Raw genomic sequence first — 14,487 nt, 5'->3', positions numbered from 1 at the left:
CATAAATTAAAGGCATATATACTATCTTTTTTATGAAAGGAGAAGTATATTCATCACGATGAAATCAAAAGCCCAAACAAGAAAAGAAAAACGACGTGAAAAAAAATCAAAACTATGTCATTGCTGTGGCAAAACCGTTATGTTCTGCTGGAATTGCAGATGCGGATTTTCCATGTGCCAGGACTGCATGTATGAAAATCAATGGGGCATGACCTGCAACGGAATTACCTGGGAATGTCCTGATTGCGGCGGACAGAACGGATTTGGTAATCAATAAGATTTTTAAAATTCAGCCAAGAATCTTTGTGTAAAAACATGTAAAAGGAAAAAAATATGGCAAAAAAAATCACTGTAGGCACCTTGATATCAGGTGGCGGGACAAACCTTCAGGCAATCATTGATGCATGCCGCGACAACAGAATTGATGCAAATATTGTTTTTACTGGCTCTGACACGCCAGGAGTCAAAGGGCTTGAACGGGCGCAAAAAGCCAATATCGACACCTTTGTTGTGGATTACGCCCACATCATTGAAGACTGCAAAAAAAACGGAATAAAGGACACGGATCTGCCAAAAGATTTTAATCTGAAAGAAATTCAGTCAAAACAAAAACTGGTTGTATCTGATGCATCCAAAGAACAGGTGGAATTTTTTTTAAAAAGCCGGGCTATTGCAGAAAAAAAACTGTTGGACATTATCCTTGACTATGACATGGATCTTCTTGTCCTGGCAGGATTTATGCGGGTTTTAACCCCTTATTTTATTGACCGGATCAACATTGAGCCAGGAAAACACAAAATCATGAATATCCATCCCGCACTTTTGCCGTCTTTTCCGGGCACGGACGGATATGGGGACACGTTTCGGTACGGTTGCAAAATCGGCGGATGCACGGTTCATTTTGTTGATTACGGGGAAGATACAGGTCCAATTATCGGACAAAAGGCATTTGAAATTGAAGACAAAGACACCCTTGACGACATAAAGAAAAAAGGCCTTGAAAAAGAGTGGGAACTTTACCCCCACTGCATTCAAAAGTTTGCTGATAGGGTTTAATGCGTAACATTGCCGGTGACAAGCCCCTATATGAACAGGGGCTTTAGGATACCGCCGTCAAATAGACTGGATAAAAAAAGGTCCTTCTGGATTCCGGATCAGATTTCCGTATTAATTTATCGCATCAGGAAAGAAAAGAATTCACCATTTGTATGGCGTCAAGATAGAACTGAGGCAATTTCTTTTCTATGGATTTGCCGGCGATCAGCGTGTAGAAATTATTATCCCACTCTCCTCTTTCAAGACTGACAACAATCTTTAAAATCTTTTTAAATTCCTTGTCTTTTCCCAGCAAGCCATCCTTTATCTTTTCCGAAAAAGTGATGTTTTTAAGAACATCTTTCATCTTTATATCCAGCATGGCATCCATAACGGAAAACAGGCCGAGAGTAAAAAGTTCCTCGGTTGTGAAATGGGTTTTGAAAACCGTTCCGAATTGTTCGCACAGCCTGGCACGAATGACTGAAGACCGGATCAGTTCGTTGGGTTTGCTTTCACTCAGGTCTGATACTGCAATAATGTTGATGAATTTTCTGAGTTCCTCCATACCAAGATAAGTAATGGCGTCTTTAATGGTGTTGATCGGGGTGGGCCGGGCAAAATATGCTGAATTGATAAATTTTAAAAGCTTAAACGATACTGAAACGTCTTTTTTAATCAAAGATTCAATTTTTTTTATATCAAGCTCTTTTTTCCCGACTTCGTTTATCAGCTTTAATTTGGTGATTTGGCTGGATGATATCTCTTTTTTTGATAATATTTCCGGCCTGGAAAAAAAATATCCTTGAAACAAGTCGAACCCCATATCTTTTGCCAGTTCAAACTCTTCATAGGTTTCAACCTTTTCCGCCAGCAGGGTGATGGAATAATTGGATCGAATATCTTTTACAATGCCGGTCAGTGTTTCCAATGGGGTTGCCATCAGGTCAAACTTAATGATGTCGCACATTTCCATCATGGGAATAAATTTTTCATGATAGACAAAGTCATCCAGAGCAATTTTAAACCCTTTTTCATGAAATTCTTTCAAGGCCAAAAGAATTTCCCGGTCAGGCTCAATATTTTCAAGCACCTCTATGATGAAATGCTGTTGAGGAAAGAGAAGCGGGGTTTTTTGAAGAATAAGTTCTTTTGTAAAATTAATAAGGCCTGGTTTGTTGCCCAGGATTTCTTTGATTTCAAAAGAAAAAAAAGTGTTGGCCAGCACATTGGAAGTGGCAACATCCCCGTCAATATCCGGAAAAGCATTTTTAAAACCAAGCCTGAACAAAAGTTCATATCCCCAAAGTTTTTTTTGAGCAGTAAAAACAGGCTGTCGAGCAACGAAAATATCCATACAAAAATCCACTCCAAATACAATTAACTGCAATCAATAATTTTAAATGATATGACTATTTAACATTTATTGGAATTATTTGCAAAAAAACGAATTGCAGCAGACATACAACAGTTGGCATCAATTGATCAGTTTCAGCATCAAAGGCAAGGCTGTCATGGTTCCGATGGACGACCCCAGGTTGGTGAAAACAACCACCAGAAGTATCCGGGTCACATTGTTACGCCAAAAGCCTTTTATGGACCCGATATCATTTGGAATGTCTTCAAGATCCTTGACTTTAGGCTTTCTTGAAAAAGCTTCCACAAGCCCGGACACCCAGCCGGCAGCAATCATGGGATTTAAAGAGGTTAACGGGGCTGCAATAATTGACGAGATAATGGTCAAAGGATGAGCCAGTGCCAACAATGCGCCAAGACCTGCAAAAATACCATTGGCAATGATCCAGATCCAGATCATATCCGATCCTGCAGATTTCCCTTCCATAAGAAACCCTGTTGCAAACAGCAATAAAATCAACGATGGAATAAGCCATTTTAAGATTTTTCCGGCCTTGCCTGCCGGGGGAACACTGTTTAGTTCATCAAGATCTATGACATCATTTAGCGCCAGGTATTTTTTTATTCCAGGGGCATGAGCAGCCCCGACAACGGCCACGATTTTTTCACCCGGCGCAGACCTGATTTTTTCCGCCAGAAACCGGTCACGTTCATTGATCAGGGTTTTTTCAATAATCGGGTGGGTCTTTTTTACATCTGCCAAAAGGGTTTGCAGGATATCTTCCTGCTTCATTTTTTCAATATCTTCTTCCTCGATATCATCAGAGGCACCAAAGGAGAACACAAGAGAGGCCATCAATTTTAGTTTTTCCCACACCCCCATGCCTCTCCATACCCTGGAAAGGGTGATCTGGATTTCCCGGTCGGCCGGAACTATAAGGGCATTGATTTTTTCTGCTGCCGCAATGGCATTTATCATTTCCTGGCCAGGCTTGATATCAAATTTATCCGCCATTTTTTTCTGAAAAGAAGCCAGAAGAAGATTCATGAACAACAGCAAAGCTTTTTTCTCTTTAATGACCTTGACAATGTCCATGTTTTTCCACCTGTCCGCATCCTTGAGAGCTGCAAGCCTTGTCCGGCAAAGTTCCACACAGACCGTATCCGGATTTTGTTCATGGATGGTATCTTGAACAAGCTGTGCGCTCTGTTTTGACACATGGGCGGTGCCGATTAAAATAATTTCTTGTCCATTGCAGGAAATACGGGTTATCATTTTATCGTCTTTATCAGGTTCAGGCAATTTGTTCGAAGACTTTTCCATGAATTTTATTCAACCTTTCAACTCAATTTAATGGGACTCGTATTATAACCATTATATTTTTCATGGCAATACAAATTCATCCAAATTCTTGACCTTAATAAATAGTTTTGATATTCAAAACATTATGAAATCAATAGACGAACAAATACTGAGAACAACAAAAGAGATTATCGTCAAATTCATTGAAATGGGAAGACTGTCTCCCTCAAATATCCATGAATCATTTAAAGATATTTATACGACGGTCAATGAAACGGTCAAGAAAAATGTCAATACGACTGTCCCTTCCAATGACAAACAAGACTGAAGATAATTTTCCAAGACTAAAATCCGGGATAAAACAGGACTTGATCCAGAAAACTATTTTTTTATCTGCACGGAGGCTTTATGCTGAGCGCACTGGCCATAAAAAACTTTGCGATCATTGATGATGTACAGATTTCATTTAAGGATGGATTTTCCGTATTGACCGGTGAAACCGGGGCGGGAAAGTCCATTATCATTGAGGCGGTCAACCTGCTGCTGGGTTCACGGGCATCAGCCGATCTGGTCAGGGCAGGCTGTGACAATGCGGAACTGGAAGCCTTTTTTGACATTGAAGAGCAGTCAAAAACCGCAAAGCTTTTAAAGAACCAGGACATTGACGGTTCCGAAGGTCTGATCGTTCGCAGGGTAATCTCGTCTTCAGGCAAAAGCCGTGTGTTCATCAACTCAAGACAGTCAACCCTGGATCTTTTAAAAAAGGTCACCCGGGACCTTGCCGGTATTTCAAGCCAGCATGCCCATCAAGGGCTTTTAAAAGAAGAAAACCATCTGGAAATCCTGGATGAATTCGCAGATACGGCACACCTGAAAAATGAAGTCAAAAGACTGTATCAAACAATTGTCCCTTTGAAAAAAAAGATCCGAGAACTTACTCAAAGCCTGGATGAAAAAAGAAAAGAACAGGACTTTTTAGAGTTCCAGACAAATGAAATCAGTGCTGCCGATATTCTTCCCAACGAAGATGAAGATCTTGAAAAAAAACGCCAAACCCTTTTAAATGCGTCAAAAATATTTGAGGCGGTCAATCGCTCCATACATGAAATTCATGACAGGGAAGGCTCTCTTATCGAGAAATTATCATTTTTAAAAAACAATATGGAAAAACTGGGGGAAACAGAAGACACACTTGGAAAAACAGTTCAAAAGTTATCTGGAACCATATTTGATTTGCAGGATATTGCCGATGAATTAAGGGAATTTTCTTTTACCATTGATCTTGATCCGGCCTCTCTTGAGATGACAGATCAAAGGCTGGACCTGATTTCCAAGCTGAAAAGAAAATATGGCCCAAGCCTTGAAGATCTGTTTTCTGCGTATGAAGGCATGCAAAACAGGCTCTCTCAAACAACCGGAACAGCAGAACAGATTGAAACGCTTGAAAAAGACGTTAATGAAATTTTAAAACATATCAGTCAAAAAGCAGAACAATTATCCATCTTAAGGAAAGCCGGTGCCAAAACATTATCCCGGCTTGCCGGAAAAGAATTGGATGCCCTTGAAATGGGAAACGCAAAATTTGAAGTTTGTTTTTCCCATCAAATCGCAACGAATTCAGACGATATTTCAACTCCTGATCAAAAAAAAATAGGATCGGACGGCATGGATAACGTGCGGTTTTTGCTCAGTCCGAATCCGGGGGAAGCATTAAAGCCTCTGGTGAAAATTGCTTCAGGCGGTGAACTGTCAAGGATTGTCCTGGCATTAAAAGCTGTTTTATCAAAGACCAGATCCCTTGAAACATTGATTTTTGACGAGGTGGATGCCGGTATTGGCGGAGCAACCTCTGAAAAAGTCGGCCTTAAATTAAACCAATTATCAAAAAAACATCAATTGATCTGCATCACCCATTTGGCACAGATTGCAAAATATGCTGAAAACCAGTTCCGGATATCCAAGAATGTTATCGATGGACGGACCTTTACTACAATTGTTCCATTAGAACAGGGCCAGGCAAGGATAGAAGAGATCGCCAGGATGATCGGTGGAACGGATATTACAGGTGCAACCCTTAGCCATGCCAAAGAGCTTCTTGAACAGGCATCATCTTGACAAATAATCATAATATGGTTAGCTTAAAAAATCATTGAAAATCTGAAATAAAGGAGTTGTGATGCCGATATATGAATTTAAATGTTCAAAATGTGAAGAATTCTTTGAAGTCATTGTAATGGGTTCAAATGATAATGATATAATAAATTGTCCTAAATGCGAATCAGAAGAGTTTGAAAGAGTTATATCCAAAACCAATTTTGCCATGGCAAGTCCATCCGCAGGACAATCCAAAGGGGTTCAAACCCAGGAAAGGCAATGTTCCTCAGGATCTTGTAAAACCTATACCGTTCCAGGTGAATCAAGATAATTTTCATGATTCGTTTAACACCCCCTGATTTTTCCCTATTTAAAATTTAATGTCAAGCTGCCGCATAAGGCAAAGGAGTTGTTGATGCAAAAAGTTGCCAAACTTGTTATTGACGGAAAAGAACTGATGCTTCCGGTGGTTGAAGGTTCAGAAGGAGAAAAGGCTATTGATATCAGAAGCCTTAGGCAGGAAACCGGATACATTACATTTGATCCTGGATTTGGAAACACCGGGACATGCAGAAGTGCCATTACCTATATGGATGGGGAAAAGGGCATTTTAAGATATCGTGGCATTCCCATTGAGCAACTGGCGGAAAATTCAACATTTGTGGAAACAGCATTTCTCTTGATCACAGGTCAGCTTCCCACCCGTGAGGAATTAACCAGGACCAGCGTTTATTTGAATGATTTTTCACCCCTGCACGAAAATATGAAGGCGTTTTATCAGAATTATCCGCCCAAAGCACATCCCATGGGTATCTTGTCAGCCATGGTAAATGCCATGAGAAGTTTTTACCCTGAACTGATTGACCTTGAAGAAGAGATGAACAAGACATATCTTCGCCTGATCTCCAAAATCAGGACAATGGCGGCCATGGCCTACAGGATTTCATTGGGGGAACGAGTGGTTTATCCCAGACCTGACCTGTGTTATTGCGCCAATTTTTTAAACATGATGTTTGATAATGTGGTGGTTCCCTATCATGTGGATGATGACCTGGTCAGGGCCTTGAACGTGTTCTGGATCCTTCATGCCGACCATGAACAAAATTGTTCCACTACGGCTGTAAGGGTTGTGGGCAGCGGAAAAGTCAATATTTACTCTACGATTTCAGCCGGAATTTCAGCGCTTTGGGGTCCTTTGCACGGAGGGGCAAACCAGGCAGTGGTCAATATGCTTGAAGATATTCATAAAAAAGGGTTGACGGTCAAAGATTGTATTGCAAAGGCAAAAGACAAAAAAGATCCTTTCCGGCTGATGGGATTCGGACACAGAGTCTATAAAACCTATGACCCAAGAGCAAAGATCATGAAAAAAATGGGGGATATTATTCTTTCAAAGATAAAACGAAAAGATCCTCTGCTGGACATTGCCCAGAGGCTTGAGGAAGCCGCATTAAAGGACTCATATTTTAAAGAAAAAAATCTCTACCCCAATGTGGATTTTTATTCCGGCATTGTATTGCGGGCCATGGGAATTCCTACTAATATGTTCACCGTGATGTTTGCCATCGGTCGTTTGCCGGGATGGATCGCCCAATGGAAAGAGGATGTGTCCGATCCTGAAATGAAAATATCAAGACCCCGCCAGATCTATACCGGCCAGCAGGAAAGGGATTATATACCCATTGATGACCGGGAGTAGGTTATAAAATAGCAAAACAATACGGGTTGCCCTAATAATTTTAGCAAAAAACGTTGCGGAAAAATCATTTAATCAGACATGAACACAAATCAATAAATATGGCTTTATTGTATTTTCCCGCAACAACATCCTTTTTGATGATTTGTAATGCATCGTATGGTTCTAACGCTTTTCTAAACGTTTTATCCTGATATTTTAAGGCCTCATAGCTGTCAATCAAACCAATCAGTTGAGCTTCAAAGGATATCTGTTTTGTTCCATGCGGATATCCGCTGCCGTCTAATCGTTCATGGTGTTCAAGAGCGGTTATGCCCACGGATTTATCAAATGTCGGATATAATCCTACCTCCCTGCAACCTTTAATTGTATGCATCTTATAAATTGAATACTCTTTATCTGTAAGCTTTTCTTTTGTTTCTATGATTTTTTTATCAATTTTGGAAGTGCCGACATCGTGCAACAATGCGCAAAGACAAAACGTTTTAATTTGTTCTTCAGGATATTTCTTAAAAAAACAATATTGCGCAGTAAGAGCTAAAACATTAACAGAATGCTCAACGATTTTAGAACTTTTATTTTTTATAGTGATTAATGCTTCTAATAAATCCGATTTTTTTTTTGCGCCATAAAACAAAATTTCTATGGTCTCAGGCAAGGATGCTAAAGTGTTTTCCAACGGGCCTGACAGTGCTTCTTCAACAATTTCACAAAGAGTTTTTTTTATTGCATGCAGCCCTTTTGAAGATATGGTGCTTGCTAATTTTATATTTAAGACCCCTTGCAGTTTTTCAACAACAGCAACTTCATCTTCCTTTTGGATAAAAAATTGTGGGTACTGGTTTCTTTCAAGCAGCTCTTTATCCAGTTTCTTATCTGCTTTTTTATAAAGAAGAGCTTCGCCATTTTTTGAAATATAATATAAAGGAAATTTATTATAGTATCTTATATGTGATTTTTTAATCGGTATTAAAGCAGGCATATTATTTAAAAATTTTTCTACAAATATTGTTCCATATAAACATGCATGGCAGATTTAGCTGCCACAACAAAAAAAAATAAAAACCCTATCATTACAGTATGTTGGGTTTAGTTTCATATAAATGATTTTAGATGAAAGTCTTAAAAATTCACACAGATACTTTCGATCTTTGTTATGGACAAATCTTAAATGAAAGACCAAATATGCCTATAGCAGCTATCGTAAATACTCTTTTTTGAAATTTTTGTAAAGTCGAAATTGCCAACTAAAAAACCCACCCATAACAGTAAAAGGTAAACTTAGAGTGCTGTCGTGCGGACTTTTCAGGTTTACAAATATCCCATGATTTTTTGATTACGGGAAGTAAAATTAAAAGTGTTATTAGTTTTTATCATACCTCTATTGACAAACAGCAAAGCCCTGCCCTATCATTGAAAATTTCAACACTGATAAGTATTGGGGTTGATTTAATATGATTGGAGTAAAAGCAATGAATTCAAAAGATTACTACAGCCTGTTGAAAATCGACAGAAACGCTACAGAGAATGATATCAAAAAAGCCTATAAAAAACTTGCCATGGAATTTCACCCGGATGTTAATACGGAAGAAAATGCGGAAGAAAAATTCAAAGTAATCAGTGAAGCCTATGCTGTTTTAAAAGACAATCAAAAACGGCAGCTTTATGACCAGACAGGAAGCACTGATTTTAATGGATTTGGCAGCATGGTAAACCGCCAGGGACGTGGCCAGGGACGTGGCATGGGACGATGCATGGGCCGGGGTATGGGCATGGGGAAATGCAGCGGTATAGATGCTCTTTTCCAGAAGCGCTCCAGGTACAGCAAAAGAAGACCGGCAACACCAGGTGTCATACCTGAATAATAATTCAAACGGCAGGTAATTCATATTCATAGGGAGATTGTAAAAGCATGTCGTCCTCATATCAAATACTTCAACACTGTTTTATTTGAAAAAGGGTTAAACTATTGTGATAAACTAATGGATTTTTCGTGGTATCTGTGATGGCATTTTCTCTTTATTTAATGGCTGCGGTGTGTTTTTATGCAGGCCTGTATCATTTTATATTTTTTTTAAGGAGAAGAACCTACGGATTAAACAGTTTGTTTTCCTTTTTTTGTTTCACCCATGTTCTTTATTTTGTGGCCCAGGGCCAATGGTATTCTTCTGAAACTGTCGAACGTGCCCTGATTTGCGTTCAATTTGCTTATGGATCGATATCCCTTATATTGATTTTGCAACTGTGGTTTTTCTACTATTATTGCGAAAAACCATTTTCCCAATTTATAAACATTTTAAGCACTGCATTATTTAGTATCTTTTTGATTGCAAGTTTTACCACAAGTGACCTGACATTATCTGCTGATAAAGCCTATATAAAAGAATTTGAGTTATTCGGAACAGCAAAATTCACAGCATATGAATTTTCTCCGGGGATATTGTTTGAATTGTTTATGTTGTTGGGTTTTGCTGAAACTATTTTTCTGTTTGTCATTATTTTGAGGTATTATCACAACCGTTACGGCACGGTACTTAAACCCATGCCAATTGTTTTCAGCATCCTGCTTTTGGCCGGAGGATATGACATTTTTTCTGCTCTGGGTTTGACAAATTCCATCTATATGAGTGAATTTGCTTTTATGATATTGCTTCTAACCATGGCCTACAGACTAACAAGTAATTTTATTGATGCAATAGATGAAGTAGAACGCCTTAACCTATATCTTGATACCATAGTAAAAGCAAGAACCCGCGAACTGGAAGAAAAAAACAATACACTTCAAATGTTATCCACCACAGATCCTCTGACAAAACTGTTTAATCGCCGCTATCTGGAAGATAAATTGAAAAAAAAAGTTGTTCACAGTGAGCGGCACGGCACCCCTTTTTCCGTGATCCTTATGGATATAGACAAGTTCAAATCCGTTAACGACAACTATGGCCATGATTTGGGGGATCAAGTTTTGATCAGCATATCAAAAACCTTATTGGATAACATACGTGAAACAGATGTTGCAGGACGCTGGGGTGGTGAAGAATTTTTAATCTTGACCCCGGAAACAGATATTGTAGTTTGCAAAACATTGGCAGAACGGCTGAGAATTCAAATACAAAACAAATCCCACGCATCCATTGATCAGATAACTGCAAGTTTTGGCATTGCCCAGTTCAAGCCCGATGATTCGATCAACTCTCTTATCAAAAGATCTGACAACAGGTTGTATAAAGCCAAAGACAGTGGACGCAACCAGGTTATAGCAGGGTAGCGCTTCCATCTTCTGTATTGTGCCGTACTGAAATTTTTATCAAAAGATAAAAGTTGACATACATTTTTAAATATTCTAATGAAACATCTAACTAAGCCACGAAGGCTGTTTTGCTTAAAATATAAAAATTAATTATTATTTATAAATAAACCACGAAGGTAACCAAAGTCAGAAGACTTGAAAATTCCTTGTGGTTTTTTGTTTTTTATAACTGCCAATAACAGACCCGGCATTTTTCCTGGGTTTGTTCAAAACAAATATTGAAAGTTAATGCTTGGATTGGCAATCGCTTTCATAATAATGAGGTGGGCAAAATGGTCAATAAAAAATATGAATTTTTATGTGTGACATATGTGTTCTCAGTTCTTTTTTTCATTATTCTCTTATCCGGTTCCATAGTTCTTTTATCCGATTCAATTGTTTATGCTCAAGATCAGATCAAAGAAATCCGAATCGCCGACGCCAAAGGAGACTGGGGATACCCAAATCCCTACAGGCATTATCCAAGGGGGCCGGGCTATATTCGTATGAGCTGGGTGTTTGACACCCTTGTGTGGAAAGACAAAGACAACTATATTCCCGCACTGGCAAATTCCTGGAAATTCGATAAAAAATCAATGTCATATGTGTTTGAACTGAACAAACAAGCCAGGTGGCACGACGGGCAGCCGGTCACAGGTGAAGATGTTGTTTTTACCATTGACTATATGAAAAAGCATCCCTACCGCTGGATTGACTTAAGCCGCATTGCCGGTGCAAAACTGCTAAAAAAACATACTGTGGCTGTTTTGCTTAAAAAAGGCTATGCACCGTTTCTTTCGGATATCGGCGGAACAATGCCCATATTGCCCAGACATATCTGGAAAGACATTAAAAATCCCAAGGCCTTTGATGAACCCCTGGCCTATATCGGTTCCGGGCCTTACCGGTTTAAAGATTATGACCGGGCAAACAAGACATATTTGTATGAATCCTTTGATACCTATTATCTGGGAAAGCCAAAGGTTCATAAACTGATCTATATCAAAACAGGCAATCCCATTATGGCCCTTTCAACCCGTCAGGCATCCCTGTCAGCTATCCAGCCGGATATGGCGACCTTTTTGAAACAAAAAGGCTTTACCATTCTTGCAAATCAATACGGATGGAATAAAAAGCTGATGATCAATCATACCACAGCTCCTTTCAATAACGTAAAATTCAGGCAGGCCCTGGCTTTTATGATCAACCGCCAGGAAATCATCGACAAGGCGCACAGGGGATTTGGCAAGATTGCTTCCTGCGGACTTTTGTCCATGGATCATGATATGTATAACCCTGATACAGCTAAATATCCTTTTAACCCGTCAAAGGGACACGATTTGATAAAATCCCTCGGGTATAAAAAGAATGATCATGGATACTATGAAAAAGACGGAGCGATTTTAACCATTGAACTGCTTTCCTCCAATATCACGGTGGCAGGCGGCACTGCCAATGACCGGGATGGAGAGATTATAAAAAAACAGCTTGATGACGAAGGCATTAAAACACAATTGATCCATATGGAACAAACCACAGTTGACTCAAAGATCAAAAACTGGGATTTCATGCTGGCTGTTTCCGGGCACGGTGGAATCATGGGTGATCCCAAAGTGTTGAATGAAATGATAGGATCAAAATATGGGGCAGGATCTGTTAACAGTGCCAGGTTTGATACAGACACCCGGCTGAACAGCCTGATGGAACAGCAGATGGAAACAATGGACCCGGAAAAAAGAAAGGCCGTGGTATTTCAAATCCAGGAACTGCACGCACAGCTTTTACCGGCAATCCCTCTGTACTGCCCGGATACTTACAGTGCATTTGATCCGTCTGCCAAAATTGACTGGTTTTACACAAAAGGCGGCATTTCAAAAGGAATTCCCATTTCTCAAAACAAAATGTCATTGGTCAGATAGATGAAACAAAAAAGCTTAACTGTTATTGCATACACAACAGCTCTTTTGATTTTAATCTACTTGAGCTATGCACTCCCCAAATGCCTTCCCGGAGATTTTGTTACAGCCATGTATTCGTGTTCCAATGTGATTTTAACCCAGCAGCAGGAGACTCAGCTAAAAGAATTTTATTCTGATAATGAAGATTTCAAAACTTATCTGTTCCGGGTTATAACGCTTGACTTGGGCTATTCCCATGCGTTTTTGGCCCCCATCTGGACATTAATCAAAGAATCTCTGCCCTGGACCATTCTTCTTTTGGGCGGTGCCAATGTCATTTCCCTGGTGACAGGATTTATCATCGGTGTTGAAACAGCCTGGCGAAAAGGCAGCCGGTTTGAAAAAAATACCGTGGGATCAATGACTGTGCTGGAGGGATTTCCTGAAATTGCAACCGGTGTGATTTTGCTGGCTGTTTTTGCCCTTCACCTGCAATGGTTTCCGTCATCAGGTGCCCAGGTTGCCTATTCAGATTTTACCATGGGTGAAAGACTGACCGATATTCTTTACCATCTGGCACTCCCCCTTTTAACCCTTGTGATTGCCTATATCCCCGGAACTGCGCTTCTGGTCAGAAACACCATGATAATGGTGCTGGGAGAAAAGTATATTCTGACGGCAAAATCAAAAGGCCTGCCCAATATCAGGATTAGATATCACCATGCTGCACGAAATGCCATCCTTCCGCTTGTCACCAGAATAGGCCTGAGAATGGCTTTTATGATAACAGGCGCCCTTGTGGTGGAAACGATTCACTCTTATCCGGGAATCGGCACCCTTCTTTTCACTGCCATTGGTACACGGGATCTGCCTTTGATCCGGGCCATTGTGCTGTATTCGTCAATGGGGGTGTTGATGATCAATCTGCTGCTTGAATTTGTTTACCCAATCATTGATCCAAGGATAAAAGATGCATAAAAACGGTCTAAAAGAAACAATTCGTGATCCCTTGTTTATTACCGGATTTTTTTTGTTGGGATTTGTTGTGGTCACCCTGGCTGTCGGCCGTTGCCTTACGCCTTTTTCACCGGATGACATCTCTTTTACACCGCTTTCACCGCCGTCATGGGAACATCTTCTGGGTATAAATGACGGGGGCCAGGATATTTTTTCAGAACTTGTTTTTGCCGTGGGAAATTCCCTTGGGTTTGGATTGCTTTGCGGAGGCACAACTCTTTTTATTGCAATTTTTGCAGGGCTTTTTGCCGCCTGGTATCAAGGGATAGTTGATCAGGTGATCATGCGGGTTTGTGATATTCTGCTCTCCATTCCATCAATTATGATTCTTATCTTTATTGCGGCACTGTTTCGTCCGCCTCCTTTTGTTCTTGCATTGGTTCTATCCTTTATGTCATGGCCAACCCTTGCCAGAAGTTTTAGGGCACAGGGATTGACACTCAGAAAAAGCCTTCATGTTCAGGCAGCCTCCCAGATGGGGGCAGGTGCTTTTTATATCATAAAAAACCACCTGGTTCCGGAATTGTTTCCTTTGTATCTTATCGGTTTTGCAGGAAAAATGAGAATGGCCATGTTTATGGAGGCAACGCTGGCTTTTCTGGGATTGTTTGATCCATCCAGAAAATCCCTTGGAATGATGATCAGTTACGCACTCAAGTACTATTATATGGATATCTGGTGGAACTGGTTTGCACCGCCGGTTGCTTTTTTATCAATCATGATCATGTCGGTTACGTTTATGGCGATTTCAATGGAAAAAGCCTTTGATCCGCGTATCCAAAACACAATGGGGTAACAC

At 40.0% G+C, this 14,487-nt stretch carries 14 protein-coding genes; 11 read left to right on the top strand and 3 right to left on the bottom strand.

Features of this window, described 5'->3' with window-relative positions; all coding sequences use genetic code 11:
* Positions 1-58: 58 nt before the first annotated feature.
* Together BLT94_RS15570 and purN are read left to right on the top strand one after the other, a co-directional pair.
* Positions 59-277, top strand: coding sequence for a hypothetical protein (locus tag BLT94_RS15570; protein WP_175530374.1), 219 nt, complete (start codon positions 59-61; stop codon positions 275-277).
* 56 nt (positions 278-333) lie between these two features.
* Complete coding sequence (gene purN / locus BLT94_RS15565; protein WP_014959228.1) at positions 334-1,056, top strand: phosphoribosylglycinamide formyltransferase; 723 nt, start codon at positions 334-336, stop codon at positions 1,054-1,056.
* 124 nt (positions 1,057-1,180) lie between these two features.
* On the opposite strand, the gene BLT94_RS15560 is transcribed toward purN, so the two are convergent.
* Both BLT94_RS15560 and BLT94_RS15555 read right to left on the bottom strand, forming a co-directional pair.
* Positions 1,181-2,392: an EAL and HDOD domain-containing protein gene (locus tag BLT94_RS15560; protein ID WP_092236033.1), complete on the bottom strand. Its 1,212-nt coding sequence runs from the start codon at positions 2,390-2,392 to the stop codon at positions 1,181-1,183.
* Positions 2,393-2,512: 120 nt separating this feature from the next.
* Complete coding sequence (locus tag BLT94_RS15555; protein WP_092236185.1) at positions 2,513-3,667, bottom strand: TraB/GumN family protein; 1,155 nt, start codon at positions 3,665-3,667, stop codon at positions 2,513-2,515.
* A gap of 172 nt (positions 3,668-3,839) precedes the next feature.
* On the opposite strand from BLT94_RS15555, the gene BLT94_RS15550 reads away from it, so the two are divergent.
* From BLT94_RS15550 to BLT94_RS15535, 4 genes are all read left to right on the top strand, one after another.
* On the top strand, positions 3,840-4,022 hold the full coding sequence (locus BLT94_RS15550; protein WP_041279659.1) for a hypothetical protein: 183 nt from the start codon (positions 3,840-3,842) through the stop codon (positions 4,020-4,022).
* An 80-nt stretch (positions 4,023-4,102) separates the two neighbouring features.
* On the top strand, positions 4,103-5,809 hold the full coding sequence (gene recN, locus BLT94_RS15545; RefSeq protein WP_092236030.1) for a DNA repair protein RecN: 1,707 nt from the start codon (positions 4,103-4,105) through the stop codon (positions 5,807-5,809).
* A 61-nt stretch (positions 5,810-5,870) separates the two neighbouring features.
* On the top strand, positions 5,871-6,119 hold the full coding sequence (locus BLT94_RS15540) for an FmdB family zinc ribbon protein (RefSeq protein ID WP_092236027.1): 249 nt from the start codon (positions 5,871-5,873) through the stop codon (positions 6,117-6,119).
* 84 nt (positions 6,120-6,203) lie between these two features.
* The gene (locus tag BLT94_RS15535) at positions 6,204-7,487 is read left to right on the top strand and encodes a citrate synthase (protein ID WP_092236024.1); all 1,284 of its coding nucleotides are present in this window, start codon (positions 6,204-6,206) and stop codon (positions 7,485-7,487) included.
* A 64-nt stretch (positions 7,488-7,551) separates the two neighbouring features.
* Here BLT94_RS15535 and BLT94_RS15530 read toward each other — a convergent pair whose 3' ends face one another.
* Positions 7,552-8,466, bottom strand: coding sequence for an HD-GYP domain-containing protein (locus BLT94_RS15530; RefSeq protein ID WP_092236022.1), 915 nt, complete (start codon positions 8,464-8,466; stop codon positions 7,552-7,554).
* A gap of 490 nt (positions 8,467-8,956) precedes the next feature.
* Between BLT94_RS15530 and BLT94_RS22545 the strand changes: the two genes are divergently transcribed.
* The 5 genes from BLT94_RS22545 to BLT94_RS15505 all read left to right on the top strand — a co-directional run bounded on the left by BLT94_RS22545 (position 8,957) and on the right by BLT94_RS15505 (position 14,484).
* Positions 8,957-9,349 carry a DnaJ domain-containing protein gene (locus BLT94_RS22545; RefSeq protein ID WP_092236020.1) on the top strand — a complete coding sequence of 131 codons (393 nt, stop codon included), beginning with the start codon at positions 8,957-8,959 and terminating at the stop codon, positions 9,347-9,349.
* Between the two features lie 458 nt (positions 9,350-9,807).
* Positions 9,808-10,752, top strand: a complete 945-nt coding sequence (locus BLT94_RS15520) for a GGDEF domain-containing protein (protein ID WP_175530373.1) — start codon at positions 9,808-9,810, stop codon at positions 10,750-10,752.
* Between the two features lie 314 nt (positions 10,753-11,066).
* The gene (locus BLT94_RS15515) at positions 11,067-12,692 is read left to right on the top strand and encodes an ABC transporter substrate-binding protein (protein ID WP_092236014.1); all 1,626 of its coding nucleotides are present in this window, start codon (positions 11,067-11,069) and stop codon (positions 12,690-12,692) included.
* Positions 12,693-13,649 carry an ABC transporter permease gene (locus tag BLT94_RS15510; RefSeq protein ID WP_092236011.1) on the top strand — a complete coding sequence of 319 codons (957 nt, stop codon included), beginning with the start codon at positions 12,693-12,695 and terminating at the stop codon, positions 13,647-13,649.
* The gene (locus BLT94_RS15505; RefSeq protein ID WP_014959239.1) at positions 13,642-14,484 is read left to right on the top strand and encodes an ABC transporter permease; all 843 of its coding nucleotides are present in this window, start codon (positions 13,642-13,644) and stop codon (positions 14,482-14,484) included. Before BLT94_RS15510 ends, BLT94_RS15505 begins: the two co-directional genes overlap by 8 nt.
* Positions 14,485-14,487: the final 3 nt, after the last annotated feature.

Source organism: Desulfobacula phenolica, from assembly GCF_900105645.1.
GTDB lineage: Bacteria > Desulfobacterota > Desulfobacteria > Desulfobacterales > Desulfobacteraceae > Desulfobacula > Desulfobacula toluolica.
The sequence above is the reverse complement of the archived record's forward strand: the minus strand, read 5'-3'. Positions and strand labels throughout refer to the sequence as shown.